This is a genomic window from Paenibacillus sp. LT-B23 (assembly GCF_059417685.1).
The window spans coordinates 194,326-210,815 of record NZ_JBSQBM010000012.1; the positions used below are offsets into that span (position 1 = coordinate 194,326).

The 16,490-nt window shown below is 51.0% G+C and carries 19 protein-coding genes and 2 pseudogenes; 18 read left to right on the plus strand and 3 right to left on the minus strand.

Features of this window, described 5'->3' with window-relative positions; all coding sequences use genetic code 11:
- The first annotated feature begins 61 nt into the window (after nucleotides 1-61).
- The 14 genes from ACWXW9_RS16815 to ACWXW9_RS16880 all read left to right on the plus strand — a co-directional run bounded on the left by ACWXW9_RS16815 (nucleotide 62) and on the right by ACWXW9_RS16880 (nucleotide 13,099).
- A complete protein-coding gene (locus ACWXW9_RS16815; protein WP_494930312.1) occupies nucleotides 62-1,558 on the plus strand; it encodes a glycosyltransferase family 2 protein in 1,497 nt (498 codons plus the stop codon).
- Between the two features lie 119 nt (nucleotides 1,559-1,677).
- Nucleotides 1,678-1,965 carry a nucleoside-diphosphate sugar epimerase gene (locus ACWXW9_RS16820; RefSeq protein ID WP_494930313.1) on the plus strand — a complete coding sequence of 96 codons (288 nt, stop codon included), beginning with the start codon at nucleotides 1,678-1,680 and terminating at the stop codon, nucleotides 1,963-1,965.
- Between the two features lie 29 nt (nucleotides 1,966-1,994).
- Nucleotides 1,995-2,324, plus strand: coding sequence for an alpha-helical endospore appendage domain-containing protein (locus ACWXW9_RS16825; protein ID WP_494930314.1), 330 nt, complete (start codon nucleotides 1,995-1,997; stop codon nucleotides 2,322-2,324).
- Nucleotides 2,324-2,608, plus strand: a complete 285-nt coding sequence (locus ACWXW9_RS16830; RefSeq protein WP_431087114.1) for a hypothetical protein — start codon at nucleotides 2,324-2,326, stop codon at nucleotides 2,606-2,608. The genes ACWXW9_RS16825 and ACWXW9_RS16830 overlap by 1 nt, the downstream gene beginning before the upstream one ends.
- A 12-nt stretch (nucleotides 2,609-2,620) precedes the next feature.
- On the plus strand, nucleotides 2,621-2,980 hold the full coding sequence (locus ACWXW9_RS16835) for a FliH/SctL family protein (protein WP_431087115.1): 360 nt from the start codon (nucleotides 2,621-2,623) through the stop codon (nucleotides 2,978-2,980).
- 181 nt (nucleotides 2,981-3,161) lie between these two features.
- Entirely contained in the window at nucleotides 3,162-4,253 is a 1,092-nt protein-coding gene (locus ACWXW9_RS16840; RefSeq protein WP_494930315.1) for a CgeB family protein, read from the plus strand.
- Nucleotides 4,254-4,286: 33 nt separating this feature from the next.
- Nucleotides 4,287-5,405 (plus strand): CgeB family protein, encoded by a 1,119-nt coding sequence (locus ACWXW9_RS16845; RefSeq protein WP_494930316.1) that lies wholly within the window; start codon nucleotides 4,287-4,289, stop codon nucleotides 5,403-5,405.
- A gap of 60 nt (nucleotides 5,406-5,465) precedes the next feature.
- The gene (locus tag ACWXW9_RS16850; protein ID WP_494930317.1) at nucleotides 5,466-7,160 is read left to right on the plus strand and encodes a glycosyltransferase family 4 protein; all 1,695 of its coding nucleotides are present in this window, start codon (nucleotides 5,466-5,468) and stop codon (nucleotides 7,158-7,160) included.
- A gap of 88 nt (nucleotides 7,161-7,248) precedes the next feature.
- Nucleotides 7,249-8,340, plus strand: coding sequence for a non-hydrolyzing UDP-N-acetylglucosamine 2-epimerase (wecB, locus tag ACWXW9_RS16855; protein WP_494930318.1), 1,092 nt, complete (start codon nucleotides 7,249-7,251; stop codon nucleotides 8,338-8,340).
- Nucleotides 8,333-9,319: a polysaccharide biosynthesis protein gene (locus tag ACWXW9_RS16860; RefSeq protein WP_494930319.1), complete on the plus strand. Its 987-nt coding sequence runs from the start codon at nucleotides 8,333-8,335 to the stop codon at nucleotides 9,317-9,319. Before wecB ends, ACWXW9_RS16860 begins: the two co-directional genes overlap by 8 nt.
- Nucleotides 9,316-10,173, plus strand: coding sequence for a dTDP-4-dehydrorhamnose reductase family protein (locus tag ACWXW9_RS16865; protein ID WP_134912925.1), 858 nt, complete (start codon nucleotides 9,316-9,318; stop codon nucleotides 10,171-10,173). The genes ACWXW9_RS16860 and ACWXW9_RS16865 overlap by 4 nt, the downstream gene beginning before the upstream one ends.
- On the plus strand, nucleotides 10,131-11,159 hold the full coding sequence (locus ACWXW9_RS16870) for an NAD-dependent epimerase/dehydratase family protein (RefSeq protein ID WP_494930320.1): 1,029 nt from the start codon (nucleotides 10,131-10,133) through the stop codon (nucleotides 11,157-11,159). Before ACWXW9_RS16865 ends, ACWXW9_RS16870 begins: the two co-directional genes overlap by 43 nt.
- Nucleotides 11,156-11,869 carry a glycosyltransferase gene (locus ACWXW9_RS16875; RefSeq protein ID WP_494930321.1) on the plus strand — a complete coding sequence of 238 codons (714 nt, stop codon included), beginning with the start codon at nucleotides 11,156-11,158 and terminating at the stop codon, nucleotides 11,867-11,869. The genes ACWXW9_RS16870 and ACWXW9_RS16875 overlap by 4 nt, the downstream gene beginning before the upstream one ends.
- Nucleotides 11,870-11,899: 30 nt before the next feature.
- Nucleotides 11,900-13,099 carry a glycosyltransferase gene (locus ACWXW9_RS16880; protein ID WP_494930322.1) on the plus strand — a complete coding sequence of 400 codons (1,200 nt, stop codon included), beginning with the start codon at nucleotides 11,900-11,902 and terminating at the stop codon, nucleotides 13,097-13,099.
- On the opposite strand, the gene ACWXW9_RS16885 is transcribed toward ACWXW9_RS16880, so the two are convergent.
- On the minus strand, nucleotides 13,096-13,452 hold the full coding sequence (locus ACWXW9_RS16885; RefSeq protein WP_494930323.1) for a hypothetical protein: 357 nt from the start codon (nucleotides 13,450-13,452) through the stop codon (nucleotides 13,096-13,098). The two genes, ACWXW9_RS16880 and ACWXW9_RS16885, sit on opposite strands and share 4 nt — an antisense overlap.
- Nucleotides 13,453-13,647: 195 nt before the next feature.
- Between ACWXW9_RS16885 and ACWXW9_RS16890 the strand changes: the two genes are divergently transcribed.
- From ACWXW9_RS16890 to ACWXW9_RS16905, 4 genes and pseudogenes are all read left to right on the plus strand, one after another.
- Nucleotides 13,648-13,989, plus strand: coding sequence for a hypothetical protein (locus ACWXW9_RS16890; protein ID WP_494930324.1), 342 nt, complete (start codon nucleotides 13,648-13,650; stop codon nucleotides 13,987-13,989).
- A gap of 193 nt (nucleotides 13,990-14,182) precedes the next feature.
- On the plus strand, nucleotides 14,183-15,403 hold the full coding sequence (locus tag ACWXW9_RS16895; protein WP_494930325.1) for a glycosyltransferase family 4 protein: 1,221 nt from the start codon (nucleotides 14,183-14,185) through the stop codon (nucleotides 15,401-15,403).
- A gap of 22 nt (nucleotides 15,404-15,425) precedes the next feature.
- The gene (locus ACWXW9_RS16900; protein WP_494930326.1) at nucleotides 15,426-15,599 is read left to right on the plus strand and encodes a hypothetical protein; all 174 of its coding nucleotides are present in this window, start codon (nucleotides 15,426-15,428) and stop codon (nucleotides 15,597-15,599) included.
- Nucleotides 15,600-15,815: 216 nt separating this feature from the next.
- Nucleotides 15,816-15,965: pseudogene (locus ACWXW9_RS16905) on the plus strand (IS3 family transposase); the annotation flags it as partial.
- Between the two features lie 20 nt (nucleotides 15,966-15,985).
- Here the strand turns inward: ACWXW9_RS16905 and ACWXW9_RS16910 are convergent.
- Complete coding sequence (locus ACWXW9_RS16910; RefSeq protein ID WP_494930327.1) at nucleotides 15,986-16,177, minus strand: hypothetical protein; 192 nt, start codon at nucleotides 16,175-16,177, stop codon at nucleotides 15,986-15,988.
- A gap of 136 nt (nucleotides 16,178-16,313) precedes the next feature.
- Nucleotides 16,314-16,490: pseudogene (locus tag ACWXW9_RS16915) on the minus strand (macrolide family glycosyltransferase); the annotation flags it as partial.

The following is a 16,490-nucleotide window of genomic DNA, read 5'->3' on the forward strand; positions in this document are numbered from 1 at the left end:
CACCATCCGGCCGGGCCAGGCATATATTATGGGCATAATGCCACCCGGAGGAGTGAACGGCATGAAACGCCTGAGTATAAAAAGGAAACACAGCAAGCGGCTCAGTAAGAAAGGCTATTGGGCGGGATATAAAAGGGGTCAGGAGCAGGGTAACAGATTGGGCCAGGCTTCGTTCGGCAAGGTCTTTGAAGGAGTCAGTATTATCATTCCGTCCTATAATCAGCTTCATCGGCTTCGCACCTGTATTGATCGTATTGAGGAAAATACAAGCTGTCCGCATGAAATCATCGTGGTGGATTGCGGCTCAACGGACGGGACACGCACCTATCTGCTGCGTAAAAGCATCGCTGTGCGTTATGCGCTACTGCAAAAGGATATCCATTTGACAGGCAGCTTGAATCAGGGATTGATGATGGCGAAAGGCACCACCATTGTGGTGCTGAACCCCAATGCGCTGGTAACGCCAGGCTGGCTGGATCGAATGCTGGAGTGCCTGCACAGTGATCCGCATATTGGTGTCGTTGGGCCTGTAGCGAACGGTCCGTTCGGAGAGCAACAGATTGAGGTACCTTATACGAACGAACATGAAGCGCGTCATTTCGCAATTTCTCATAATGTTTCCAATTCGGCCGCATGGCGGGAAACCCAAAGCCTGGCCGGATTTTGTTTGCTGCTGCGCAGAGAGACGCTGGAAAAGACGGGCTACTGGGACGAAGCCTGTCACAGCGGTCGGGAGGCAGATGCAGATTGGCTGTTGCGTGTACGTTTGTTGGGGACACGTCTGGCTATTGCGGGAAATGCGTTTATCCATTGCACAGAAAGTGATCGGGATACGGCTTATGCCTTCCCTCAGACGACCGGAGAAGGCGGTTTGACGGAGGATGGTAGCCGGAACCGATCCTTTTTTGTCCAAAAGTGGGGGGATGCGGATAAGCTGCTCCACAGCCTCAAATTCGGCACATCAGAGCCGGACAGCCCGACATCGTCAACCAAGGCCCGACACGGGTCGGCGGCAATCTTTTATCCCGTTGGAGCACTCGTTAAGGGACCGTCTGGTGCAATATATCGGCTGGAGCCGGGGAAAAGACGCCTTCTGCATGGAGTCAGTGGTGCGGGAGGTGAGGACGTTGCCCCGGTCGGGGTATCCCAGCTTGATCTGCTGGCCCTTCCGCTGGTACCGGAGCCAGAGGTGACGATCTCTGATGTCACGGATGCACCCGTAACTGCACAGCCAGGTGTTCTGCAAAATGCGGAAACTGTGCATATTCCCGGCGAGTATGCACCTGTGCTGGTCGCTCCGGAACTGGAAAATTTGCCTTCACTGCCTACGCTTAATGCCCCGGATCAACGCAAGCGATGGATTGAGGTCCTTTATGCTGAGGGCGGGCAACTGTATCAGATCGGGAACGGCTGGAAAAGGCCGTTCCTAACGCCGTATAACGCTATGAGCTGGCGGGCGGCTGACTACCGGATTCGGCTGTTGCCCGCCGCTGATTTATCGGCTTTGACGGAGGAAAGACCCATTATTTCACCGCCGGTATTGCACGGACATTTATAATGCTCGGAATAGGCGCTTTTAGGCGGAACCGACTCCACGCTGCCGCATACGCTGTAGTAGCGGAAAGCCCGTAGGCAATTCGTGCGTTCCGCACGGCGGAACACATTAAGGAGGGGCTTATGCATAACGAAATCGATGATTTGCTGATCCATATTTCGCACTCGCAGCAGCAGATGGCAAGGTTGCTGGATGCGGAACGTCAGGTAGTCGTGCGCATGTCGCAGGTCATACATGAACTGCCGGACGAGGAGCCGCGTTTTGACGGAATCCCGGGTATTATTGATAGCTCGGGACAAGTAAACAAAAGCATCGTTGCCTACTTGAACGGCATTGCCGATCTTCAGGAGGCGATGGCTGAAATGCTCGTTCGCGTTGTGAAGGAAACGTCATACCCGGACGAGGAGTAACGCACTAACCGAGGGCAGGGAGTGAACACATGAGCAGGGAACAAGCGATGCTCCATATGCTGGACGCAGCCTCCAAAATGCAGTGGAATGTGTCCATAATCCTGGAGGCCAAGGCAGTAGAAGCTGAAAAAATGCGTAACTGGACGCTGAATCATCTGGAGCCTAACGCATTTGAAACAGATGAAGAGCAGTTGGGACGGCCTTTGGAAATTCATGAGCAGATGGTGGAAATGCTGGAGGGTTTAACCCGGCTTCAAACCGGACTGTGCAGCAATCTCAAGGCATTACTGGATCAGGATGAGCAGGGCGGCGGAATGGAAGGGATGATGGGAGGAATGGGAGCGGGGGATATGAACTAATGAGCATGAGGCGCGAACGTGAGATCAAGCTGGATATGATGGAGTCCATTGCTGCCAGCCAGCACGCGGTTGCCCGGATGCTGAGCAGTCTTGCGGACTTGACGCCCCATGCGGATATTTCCGCTGCCCGTCTGGAAGAAAACATTCGTTTGCTCAGCAACTATCAGGGGGAAATCACGCAAATGTTGGCTGGCATCCCGCTAAGACGACAGGTATACGGAAAACCGGCTCAGCCGTTGCTCCAGTTGCCTGTTTCAAAAACGCAAGAACGACGAGGAAGCTAAGGAGGAATGAGAATGAGTATAAGGTGGGAACGCGTCACGCGGGGAAAAGTCCGCAAAAGACGCAAAGGTACCCGGCGTTCGAGTATCCGAAGATTAAAGCTGAGAAGAAAACGTCTGCTCGCTTTAAGACGTCGTAAAAGAGGGCTTCATTCCGCCCGTAGAAGTCGTTCTCTTCGGCGTAGGCAGAAAAAGCCTCAGCCCAACCCGGCGACAGCCCCTGCTGCGGAAAATCCACAGCCCGAGCCTGTTGTGCTGGAGCATGATCCGCAGGCATTTCAGCAGGGATATGATGCGGCCTATAACGAGGGCTTCAATTCAGGCTTTGCCAAAGGCTACGAAGACGGGCACCAGGTCGCTTACAAGGCCCAGTAAACTGTGAACATCATCTATTGCCGCTGATCCCCCGAAGCTAACAGCTTCGGGGTTATTTGTGGTTTGGCAGATGGACGGGCAAACGCCAATTTTGTCCGGGCAGTGGCAGTCGTCCATGATGCGTTTGACCCCTCCGCATATAGTTTAGGAGTGACAGAAGTTTATTCTACAACAGGACAGGGTGAAGGATGTGAACGATCAACGAAGCGAAAATGAACGCGAAGCCTATCAATGTGGCTACCGGGAAGGACGCAGAATGGGCGGTTGCACGGCTGCTCTGTCACAAGTCGTGGCTACGAAGCCTGCTGTTCGCCAGTTGAAAGTGCTGTACATTCCGCAAGGCTTCGCCGCCATAGACACCGGGGTACAAGAGGCATTAAGCCAAACATGCAGCCAATTGGTCATCGGTACTCCTGCCACGATGCTGGCTGACGCCGAGGCTCACCGTCCAGACCTCGTACTGGTCATGAACGGGCTGCATGTTTTTCCGGCGGATCATCTGGAGCAGGTGCAGCAAATACGGGGCCTGGGTATTCGGACGGCCATATGGTTTGTAGATGATCCCTACTTTACGGAGGATACGGCGTTGATCTGCCAATCCTACGATGTTGTATTTACGCACGAGATGTCATGCCTGCCGTTTTATCGAGATCAGGGAGTGGCACGGGTACACTATTTGCCGCTTGCTGCGTCAGCCCGGATTTTTTATCCCCGGCGGGTGGAGCGGGAGCAGCAGCATGACATTTGCTTCATTGGAAATGCCTTCTGGAACCGTGTGAAGCTGTTTGACCACCTCGCTCCCTTCTTGGCGGACAAAAGAGTGCTGATCGTAGGTGGGCACTGGGATCGGCTGACCCGACGGGATGTGCTGGAACGATTTATCCGTCCAATCTTCATGGAGCCGGAGGAAACAGCCAAATATTATAACGGCTCCAAAATTGTTATCAATCTGCACCGTCCAACGGACCCCGGACTGGATAACCGGAATACGCATCAGCTATCCGCGGAGTCCATTAATCCCCGGACCTACGAAATTGCTGCCTGCGGCACGCTCCAGATGACGGACATTCGGAAAGATTTGGACCGCTATTACAGACCAGGCTATGACATTGAAACCTTTGGTGGAGCAGAGGAGCTGAAGGTCAAGCTGGACTACTATCTCAAGCATGACTGGGAACGTGAGCGCATGGCTTGGCGCGGGCTGCACACCACCATGCAAAAGCATATGTACACGAATCGTATGGAAGAATTTCTGGACAAGGCGATGGCCTAGAGTAAACACCAAAAACAGTGAGGAGTGAAAGTGATGACGATATCTACGACAGGGCCGTTTGACCCGGCCACAACCTCCTGGGAAAAGGGGAGAGCTGCGGGACTCGGTGACGGATACGACGAAGGCTATTTGCGCGGACGCGCAAATGCGATTCTTGCCCGGACGAAGGCGGTCTTCCCTTTTCGGCAAATCCATGTGCTGTATGTAGTCTCCGGTAAGGGTCTTCCCTATTCTCCACTGGATGAAGCGGTGATCACCACGTTGCAAAGTATGACGGCTCAGGTTACCGTAACCGACCCGCGTCAGCCAGTAGGTGATATTGCTACCCAGCTCCGTCCGAATCTGATGCTGGCGCTGGATGGGATGGATCTTCCGCTGGAGCAGGTGAAAGCGGTACGTCAGTTGGGCATTCCGACTGCAATCTGGCTGACGGATGATCCCTATTACACGGACACGACGACCAAAATTGTTACGCATTATGACCATGTGTTCACGCTGGAGCTGAATTGCATCGAAATGTACCGCCAGCTCGGCTGTTCGTCTGTACATTACTTGCCCTTTGGGGCCTTTCTGACTCAATATTTCCCGCTTAGCTCTCCCGCTTCCGTACGGCGTGAAATCGGATTTACCGGCTCGGCTTACTGGAATCGCATCTATTTCTTTAATCCGATTATGCCGCAGCTTATGGCCCGTAATATTAAAATCAACGGAATCTGGTGGGATCGTCTCCCTGATTATCAATCGTACGGCGATAAAATCGAGCTGGGCCGCTGGATGTCTCCAGCCGAGACGAATGACACGTATAACGGCAGCAAAATTGTCATTAATCTTCATCGTTCACATCAGGATGATTCCGTGAATAACAATGCTCTGAAAATTCCGGGAGTGTCGCCGAATCCACGCACGTTCGAAATTTCTGCCAGCGGCACCTTGCAGCTCACCGACACACGGGATGATCTGGCTCGTTTTTACAAGCCGGGAGAAGAAATTGAGACGTACAGTTCCCAGCAGGATCTGCTGGAGAAGATCGAGTTTTATTTGACACACGAAAAGGAACGCCGTGAGATTGCCCTGCGTGCTCTGGAACGGACTCTGCGTGAGCATACGTACGGTCACCGGATTGACCAGCTGCTGTCGGTCGTATTTCCTTAATTCGGTTCATACGCCAGATGGTCGTTATTTTAAAGGAGGTGAACTCCGATCAAACCGAAAATGATGCTATTCAGCCATGTTAGCAATGTCCGCAGCATTACGGGAGCGGAGAAGCTGTTATTGCAATTTTGTGTAGACATTCGTATGTACTTCGACTGCATTCTGGTAACGCCCGCTGAAGGACGGCTGACCACAATTGCCCGCAAGCGCGGAATTACCGTCCAAATTCAGAACCTGCCCATGCTGCACGGCATGTATACCCCGTATGAGGGATTGGAGCAGGATGCGGAGAATTTGCGAAATCATGCCGCGTACGCACCTTTGCTCCAGTTGCTACGACAAGCACGTCCAGATGTGGTGCTGGTCAATACCTGTGTGAACGTCATGCCCGCGATGGCTTCCCATGAGTTGAATATTCCGGTGGTCTGGAAAATAACCGAAGTCATTAACCAGAATGAGCATACACCTGTCTCGGTTTCCATCATCGAGCGTTACAGCCGATGGGTCATCGGCATCTCACAAGCTGTTTTGCGGCCTTTGCACGGAGCGGGGCTGACGCGTCCCCACACGGTGTTGTCTCCATGCCGGGATATGGATATGCCGCCTCACAAAGAGCATGTGCTGCAACGGAAACGCAAACGTGAAAAGCTGGGATTAAAGGCATCACATATTTGTATTGGTTATATTTCTTCCTTTATCTACGAAGCCAAAGGATTGCTACCTTTTGTTCAAATGGCTCTAAAGCTGTGTGAAACGAATTCGCGCTGTCGCTTCTGGATCATCGGTAGCTCGGTGGACTCGGAATATTACGTAAAATGCGTCTCTTTAATCCGCCAATCCCCCTACAGTCGCCGATTCCAGTTCAGCTCATTTGAGGAATCTGTATCCACTGCCTATAGCGCGATGGATATGGTCGTTATCCCGAGCATGGTGGAAGAAGGCTTTGGTCTGACGGCATTGGAGGGACTGGTTTACGGCAAGCCGGTTGTGGCCTTTGCGCAGGGTGGACTTGTGGAGCTGATGGAGGCGACCGGAAATACAGAGTTTTTGGTAGAGCCGGGAAACAGCGATATGCTGGCGGAAAAAGTGGGCTATCTGCTCAATCATCCTCAGGAAGTGGAACGGATCGGTGTACGGAACAACAGCGCTGCTATGCGTGTATACGGACCTGATTCCTATAAAAACAACCTGCATGTCATGGTCAGCCAATGGGTGTGCCATGATCCGCAATGGTTCCCGCTGATTCGGCAGCCGGGAGGACCGATATGGACGCGTGAGGGGGAAGGGCTTCGTCAGGTCACTGCGATACCAGAGGCTTTTACCAGCACCATTCGGGAATTTCCCGAATCGGTGGTCTGCCAACTGCCTGTGCTTGGTCTGCCGCCTATCGAGTATGTGGCCATTCCGGGCTTGCCGCAGCCAACTGCTCCTGTGCCGGAGCCATTGCCAGACCCGCATCACGACAAGCGTGGCATTCGGGCGAGATGGCCAGTGGGTCGCAAGCATAGCAGATCTCGTAATCGCAAACGCAGGGGTAAGAGCAACACTAACAGTAGAAGCCATCGCATGAGCAGCGTTCACTGGTTTCCACTATCAGGGCTTCTGCCGAAATCCAGGTCGAAACAGAAGCCCAGGTTGAAGCGGAAGCTTAAACGGAGACTCAAGCTCAAGCGCGTGTCAAGGCATCTGCATCCGAACAAGCGGAAGCGACTAGCGCTCAAGGCTGGACGCCACAAAAAACAACGGTCCGGGTGAGAGCACACCGGACCGTTGAGGTGAACGTTTAGCTGGAGCACAGACAGTCAACTGGAAAACAACGACAACAAAGGTGGGTTCCAACACGATGAAAATATTGACCGTGCTCGGCACAAGACCGGAAATCATACGGCTCAGCCTGATCATTCCGAAACTGGATCACCATGCGGATCAGCATGTGCTTGTGCATACGGGCCAAAATTACACGGAAAGCCTGAGCGGGCAGTTCTTCCGCGAACTGGGGCTGCGTGCCCCGGATTATGTGCTTCAGGAGAAGGCGGGGACGCTGGGTAAACAACTGTCTGCCATGTACTCGCAGATGGAGGATATTTTAAACAAGGAGTGCCCGGATCATGTGCTGCTGCTTGGTGATACGAACAGCGCCCTGTGCGCCTTGCTTGCGGAACGTATGGGCTACCCGGTCGTGCATATGGAGGCGGGTAACCGCTGCTACGATCTGGATGTGCCGGAAGAGAAGAATCGCCGCGTCATTGATGCGATTTCTACGATTAATATGCCATATACGGAGCAAAGCAAGCAGCATCTAATACGGGAAGGCTTTCCGAGCCAACGAATTATATTGACCGGAAACCCGATTTACGAAGTGATGCAGCATTACGAGAAAGAGGTGTCCGGCAGCGATATTTTGAAGAAGCTGGGACTGTCGCCAGGGGAATATTTCCTGGTGACCGCCCACAGAGCCGAAAATGTCGATCATCCGCCGCATTTGCTGGCTATACTGGATGGCCTGAATCGGGTAGCGCAGCAGTCCGGACAGCGGGTCATTTGCAGTATTCATCCCCGCACTGCTGCTCGTATCGCGAGCCATCCGCCGATCCAGCTTGATCCGCTGGTGGAGTTCCACGAACCGTTCGGTTTTTTTGACTTCGTACTGCTGGAGCAGCATGCACGCTGCGCTTTGACGGACAGCGGCACTGTGCAGGAGGAATGCTGCGTCATGGGTGTGCCGACGGTCACGATGCGCCGGACGACGGAACGGCCAGAAACCGTAGATTGCGGCAGCAATATCGTGTCCGGACTGGATGGAGAGGTCATAGCGAACGCGGTAGCCTTAATGACCAGGATGAGTCATAAGTGGCAGTGTCCCGCAGGATATCTGGCGCAGGATGTGTCTGATAAGGTAGTTAAATTTCTGCTTGGAGGGAAACGGCATGTTTGAAAACCAACGTATCTTGGTTACCGGCGGCACCGGCTCCTGGGGGCATGAGTTGGTTACCCAGTTACTGCCGCGTAACCCCAAAGAGGTCATTATCTTTTCGCGCGGAGAATCGAGTCAGGTTGCGATGAACAGACAGTTTGAGGATGAACGACTTAGCTTCTGCATCGGGGATATTCGGGATAAGGATGCATTGTTGGCCGCCTGTCAGGGTGTGGACTATATATTCCATTTGGCGGCTCTCAAGCACGTACCTGTGTGTGAAGATCAGCCCTATGAAGCGCTCAAAACGAATGTGGTAGGCACTCAAAACGTGATCGAAGCCGCTGTCGCCAATCAGGTAAAGAAAGTCATTTATATATCGACTGACAAGGCCGCGAACCCATCTAATTTTTACGGGATGACCAAGGCGATTGGTGAAAAACTGATTGTCTACGCCAATTTGCTGAACAGCGATACGCAGTTCGTTACGGTGCGTGGGGGCAATGTATTGGGCACGAACGGAAGTGTGGTGCATCTTTTTCAGAGCCAGATTCGCCAAAAGGGTACCGTTTCAATCACGGATATGAACATGACCCGCTTTTTCCTGACCCTGCGTGATGCCATCAGCCTCTTGTTCAAAGCTTCGGTAGAAAGTGTCGGCGGCGAAATATTTATCATGACCATGCCAACCTGCCGCATTGTGGATTTAGCAGAGGTGCTCATCGAGGATTCGGGCGTGGAGAATGTAGAAATTGTTGAAAAAGGTGTCCGTCCTGGTGAGAAGATTCATGAGATTTTGATGAGTGACTTTGAAAGCCTGACGACGGTTGTGTACGACGAGCAGTATTTGGTCATTCTGCCAACGCTGAATATCCCCCAACTAAAGGATCGCTACAAGCAATGCCCTCCAGTGTCGTTCAGCAGCTTTAGCTCGGAGTTCAATCTGATGTCCAAAGAGGAGATACGGAGGATTCTCCAGAGCGGGGGGTTCATTAAATGAAGCTTCTTATTTTGGGCGGTAACGGCATGGCAGGCCATGTGCTGGTCGAATACTTTCAAAAGCAGGGCGGATATCATGTGTTCTACACCACGCGTGATCCCAAGAATAAAGGTGGCCTGCTGCTGGATGTGAACGACAGTTTTATGGTGGAGCAACTGGTGCGGAGCGTGCGGCCTGACATCATTATTAACGCGGTGGGTGTGCTGAACCAGTATGCCGGAGAGGATCAGGTTACAGCATATCAAATTAACGGTCTGCTGCCGCACCTTCTCCAGCGGACGGCGGATAGCATCGGCGCCCGTTTCATTCATATCAGCACGGACTGCGTATTTGAAGGGAAGCGAGTGCCAGGTCTATATCAAGAGACGGATCAGCCTGACGGGACAAGCGCCTATGCATTGACGAAAATACTCGGAGAAGTGAAGGCGCCGGGACATCTGACGATTCGCACCTCCATTATCGGCCCGGAAATCCGGCCGGGGGGCATTGGTTTGCTGAACTGGTTCTTGCAGCAGAGCGGGGACGTTGACGGGTATCGCCGTGTCTTTTGGAACGGGGTTACTACGCTGGAACTGGCTAAGGCTATACGGGTGTTGATGAATGGGCCGCTGGATGGACTCATTCATCTGGTTCATCCTGAACCGATCAGCAAGCATGATCTGTTGCTGTTGTTCAAGGATATCTGGAAGAGGGAGGATATTCAGATCGTGCCGAAGGATGAGCCGGTGCAAGACCGGACACTTCGTTCTACCCGGGCCGATCTGCTCTACGATGTTCCTCACTACAGCATCATGCTGAAGGAGCTGCTGGAATGGACAGAAGCACAGCGGAACAACGTCGGCCCATCATTGTAATTACCGGAGCGGCAGGCTATACCGGGATGCACGCCTGCCGCCATTTTGCAAAGCTCGGCTGGGAGGTAGCGGCGCTGACCCGCACGGCTGCTTCCGCCCGGGAGCTGATCTTGCAGTTGAACGGTAATGAGAACTCTAGCGCAGATTCTTGCACCAGCTTCTACATCACGTCTTATGTATGCGATTTGCTCGATAAGGAACATCTTCGCGAAGTGATATGCCAGATTGCGCCCGATTATGTGCTTCATCTGGGTGGTAAAAATTCGGTGCCCGAATCATGGCAAAGCCCGCTGCTCTATATGGAATCCAATGTGCTGTCCACGCTGTATCTGCTGGATGCGCTACGCCCTTTTCCAAAAACCCGGATTGTCGTGGCGGGTTCCCGGCTGAAAGCGGCTTTGCAGGCTCCGTATCATCCGTCGCATCCGTACAGTCTCAGTAAAAGCCTTCAAGAAGCAGTCGCACTCTCCTGGAGCGCGTTGTTCGGCCAATCCGTCATGCTGGCAGAGCCTTGCAATCTGATTGGACCGGGTCCTTCCACCGGCTTTTGCGCATTGCTGGCAGGTCATATCATCAGTACAGAGCGCACGTACACGGAGCTGACAACCGAATTAGCACCTGAGTCTTTGCCCGCACTCGAACCCGCACCGTTCCGGGTATCTTCCCGGCATGCGCAGCGTGATTTTCTCGACGTGCGCGATGCCGTCCGCGCATACGGTGTGCTGCTGGAGCAAGGGGTGTTGGGGCAGGTTTATCCGGTCTGCACAGGCCGAATCGTGGAACTGGGCAACATCGTGGAACGCATGGTTGCACTGGCAGATACACCTGTCGCCATCCAATGGGGGGACGCGGCAGAGTCAGCATCTACAGATGCATACCGGGCCAAGGAGCTGGAGGACATGGGGTGGAGGCCGATCATACCGCTGGGGCAATCGCTGGAGGATATGATCCGATACCACCGAGCAGGAAAGGAAGGAACGATATGAGACCGAGTGTAACGATCGTCATTCCATTTTATAACTGTGGATACGTGGATCAGGCTCTGCAAAGCGCATTAGAGCAAACCTACGGTCCGCTTGAAATTATTGTCGTCGATGACGGTTCCACGACACATACCGAAATGCTTCAACCTTATCTTCCATATATACATTATTTAGGAAAATCCAATGGAGGAACGGCCAGCGCACTGAATCATGGCATTCGGCATGCTAGTGGCGAATACATTGCGTGGCTCAGCTCGGATGATACCTATCATATGGATAAAATAAACAACCAGGTATCTTTTATGGTGGAACAAGGCGCGTATATCTCTCACACCAATTTCAATTTCATCAATAACTACAGCCAGATTACAAACCATCAGGCGGCGGCTGTGTTTCCTTCCCTACCGGAGTTTTACCGTTTTTTCCAGCAAGGAAATCCGGTCAACGGATGCACGGTCATGTTTAAAAAGGAGCTGTTCTCACATATCGGTCTATTCGATGAATTACTGCCGTATACCCATGATCTGGATATGTGGTACCGAGTGATGCTGGCGGGATATCCATTTCCTTTTCTGAACGAACCGCTGGTCAACTACCGTTGGCATGATGAAATGGGAACCCAAAAGCATTGGCCGGCCGTTGAGCGGGAGTACAGCATAACTCAAGCACGGTATCGAGATCGCTTCAGTCAGTTGTTGAACGGTTTTTCCTAATAAAGCGGAAGTTTGTCAGGGGGGATTGATATGGTAGATACAGGTATTGTAATGCCGCTATACAAACAGGATTTCGGCTATCTGCAAGCCGCGATTTCATCTGTGCTGGCTCAGAGCTATAGGGAATTCCGCCTCATCATCGTTATTGACGGAGCTCCAGAAATGGTGGGACCAGCGCTCCACGCAGCAGGGGGGGACCCTCGTGTCCAGTTGATTACACTTCCTGAGAACAAAGGAGTATCCAATGCCCTCAACCGGGGTTTTGACGAGTTGTTCCAATATCCTGCGATCACATATGTAACCTGGGTATCCAGTGACAATGTATATTATCCCGGCTTTATAGAACGACTGCGACGAGAGCTAAACCATGGGCCGGACTCGCTCGGCCTTGTATTCTCCACCTTCCGCCAGATTGATGCTTCAGGAAGCCCGTTGTATGATGAGCAGCATCAACAAGCGCTGATCCGGTATCAAAGCCAGTCGCATGAGGAACTGCTGAACGCCAGCATTGTTGGGGTTTCATTTATGTACAAAAGCAAATATGCCCGCCGGATCGGCGGCTATCGGTTGCAACCCGTGGAGGATTATGATTACTGGCTGCGGCTGACCGAGACGTGCAGCATGAAATTCATCCCGGAGGTCCTTATGGATTACCGGGTGGATTCCGCTTTTAGTGTATCGGCCAGCTTGCACAGCCAGAAGGAGCATCGACGCTGGCGGCACGCATTTCAAGTCGCCAAGCATGAGGCGAGAGCGCGCCGGGGTATTCCGCTTGAAATGACCATTTTAATGCCTGTCACGGATATGACTCAGGCTGAGCCGTTGCTGGATCAGTTGCTGGAGCAGCATTACAGCAATTGCTTGGTGCGGTTGCTGGATCTTACGCCGGAACAGGGCGCCTTTTCCTTCCTGCCGATGATGCTCGATCCTCGGCTAATCATAACGCCGAGACCGCATTATTCTGTCACGGAAGCACTGGTTCAGGCGATTGGGGAAACGGTTACCCGCTTTGTTGTGTGCTACGGTGTCAAACCTTATATCGCTGTGACGGATCTGCTGTATCTGACCGATTTGCTGCGCCCGCTACAGGATACACATGCCTTTTCCTACTATACAGATGATCATTCCACCATAGGCAGCGGCCGAGGCGTTCAGTCCGTACCGCCGGAATGGAATTACGTGTATTTCACTCACGGGCTGCATCAGGTGCTGGAACAGGGTCGCTTTTAGCTAACAGGAGACAGTGCGGCGATCGTGGTCAATTCTGACTGAAGGACACGATGCTCCTGTACAACATTGCCGAACTGGTCCAGTCCGAAGTTGGAAAGTACAACATTTGCGGGTGCAGCGGAGACTACGTTGTATTGTACCTCGTAGGCAAGTACTCCTTGTATAAAGAAGGTGCGTCGGGCAATAGAGTTTGCAGGTACGTTAACCGATGACACGTACAATGGGATCTTGGTATCCGGTACGAGCGAGAAAAAAATTTGTATGGTCACGGTTGCTGCGTTTACCGTATCCTCATTCACCAGATTCACAACGACATTGGAGCAGGCAGTACCAAAATCCCTAGTGTTTGTCATATAGCCGGTTGTAAAAGCCAAATGAATCATCCTTTCGAAAACAGAATATTGGAAAACCCCAGAAGGGATGCTCCTATACTATGAATCTATTGAATAGAAAGCTTGTATGCTTGTCGGTGGGCTATGCTGAAAAAAGGTACATTTTTGGAGATACTTCTTCCATGATTACTAATTTGTAATGAAGGAATGCTTGTCATGCCCTTTAATTTTCAGGTGACACCCAGCGGTTTTCCAAATTTGTTCATCGTAGCCTGTCATGTGTCCAGGGACAACGGCAATACATTTGATACGCCCGTGATTGCCCAGCAAAGATACGGTACATTTGTCAATAATGTTGAGGTGAGTGTGAAGTTTGATACATCTCAGGTTAGCTCTTATACCGGAAAAATCTATTTGTGTTATACGCATCAGTTCAATCCTGACTTTTTCGGCGGCTCAGTCATGTTTTTCGAGCGTTCACAGGATGGAGGGATAACATTAGATGTATTTCTGGCCGAATCAGCGGACGGGGGCAGACCTTTACGAACTGCAGAGTAACAGACAACTCCTTTAATCCTAACGAGAATAGTCCGGTTCCGGTCGTCACGATCGGCAATTTCATTGATGTGACATGTGACCATCGTGCCGAATAACGGATTTTTTGCGGTATGGACAGATGCGTTATCCGGCTTTCAGCAAATTTACGGGAGTGACGGAACGTAGCGTACTAGACAGGGGAGGTGAGGTTGTTGTGAAAATTTTACTGGCTACCTACTGGCCGATCCCTCATTTGGGAGGCGTGTGGCCGTTTATGCTGCAAATTAAACGACGGCTAGAACTGCAGGGTCACACCGTGGACTTGATGGGCAACGGGCCGGATATACCCAAATACCATATTGTTTTTAAAAATAGGGAACTGCTGAAGGATCAGTTGTTGCCCATGCTGAACACGAAGCTGAATGAGGCGGCTGTACCTATATTACACAAGGACTCCTGGGTGCAGACGGTGGAAAAGGACCGATACTGTATGGAACTGGCGGCGGCGTATTTTGGAGTTGAACAGTATGATATCATTCATACGCAGGATGTCATTGCGACACGTGCCCTAAGCCGGGTCAAACGTAAGGATAGCGCACTCGTGGCCAATATTCACGGCTCGTTGGCCCGCGAAGTCATGATGGCGCTTGAACGAGATCAGGAGACGGGATATCGGGAATCGTTGATGTGGAAATATTATTGGGCGCTGGAGCACTATGGGGCACTATCTGCTGATATTACCATTACATCTACGGAATGGATGAAGCAGACGCTCGTTCGTGAGTTTGAAGTGCCTGAGCAACAGATTGCTACTTTCCAATATGGCCTGGATACTGAACACTTCTGGGAAGTCCAAGCAAAGGGAACGGACATGACACGACCCATAGGAAAAAAGGTCATTATTTGTCCTTCACGGCTGGTATATATCAAAGGGTTGCATTACTTAATGAGTGCTCTTGGTTTGCTAAAAGATCAGCGTACAGACTGGGTTTGCTGGATTGTTGGAGAGGGAGACAAAAGGGAAGAGCTTCAAACACAGGCGGAGGAGCTGGGGCTGGTGGAAGAGGTAGTTTTCCTCGGGCATCGTGAAGATGTGCCAGCCCTTTTGCAATTGGCAGATATTTTTGTTCATCCGAGCATACAGGATAATCAGCCGTTTTCGGTTATGGAGGCGCAGGTTTCAGGGCTTCCGGCAGTGATATCGGATGCGGGTGGACTCCCGGAAATGGTGGAGCATGAACATACTGGACTGGTTTCCCCGGTTGGCGATTTGGAGGTGTTGGCAGCTCATTTGCAGCATTTGCTGGCTCAGGATGACGTGCGCATGGCTATGGGGAACCGTGCCAAGACATGGGGAACTGCGCATTGGTCTCTGGATGTCATGATTGCACAACTCATCAATATTTACGGGCAAGCACTCAATCAAGTACGTTGATTCGATAGTGAGGAGGGGGAACATGACTTTTCCTGTAGTTGGAGACTTGTACAACCGTATTTTTGAAATTGAGCAATCGCACCCGCATTTTGAGGTGGATTATGAAATATGGAACCGGATTAACACCTCGTTACCAGAACATTATAAGCTACCGGACACCGAAATTCTGGAACGTATCAAACAAACTGTGCCATGATAACGACAGTCGTTCTGAATTGGGACGTCCGTAATTGCATATGAATATTCGACTGTTTCATTACATTTGGAGCAAGTGTAAAAGGCAGGCTGGGAATCACTGAACTGCAACCCAATTGTTAGACACCAATAACAATTGGAGGTGCAGTTTTTTCATGATTAAATTTAATTTAGAACAGAAAAAAGATGCCGTTCTGAGATATCAAGCAGGGCACGACTTGTATCAGAGATGCTGGACAAGGTATTCGTAAGGTTAGCTGAAGAGGATGTATTACTTCTACATTCTGATCAAGGGTGGCACTATCAAATGAAACCATTTCAGCATGCCCTAAAGAAACGCTGCATTACCCAAAGTATGTCTCGTAAATATTCAAGGGAAATAAAGTATTAGACTGGATGTGTTGATTTCCACGCCTCTTTTCGAATTACAATCTCGTGAAGGAAGGGGGAATTTTCCTCTATAAATGTCCAATTGTCGTTCTCATATTTAGGTACAATCCGTCCTGACACAATAAAGCCCTTATTCTCATTCGACTTCTTAAAATCTCCCATATTCGAAAGTGACATTTTAATCATCATAGCTTGCCTCCTCTTAGATTGATTTCTCTATGCTCACTATTCTAAAAGAGAACCAGGTTATCCTGCACGTTAATTTAATAAAAGAGCAGACTTGTAGGGCCTGCTCAACAATGTAGTAGCCAAAAAATTTTTATATTTAGATATGATATTGACTTTTAAATTCGAAAATCTCATCAACAGCTTGATGATACCCACCTGATTTTTGAAAGGATTCCCTAATATTTGCGACAGAGTTCTTGAAAGATGAGAGACTTAACACATGATCTACGGCTTCACGTAGTTGATTTGCAGTCAAGCTTTGCATTTGTAATTT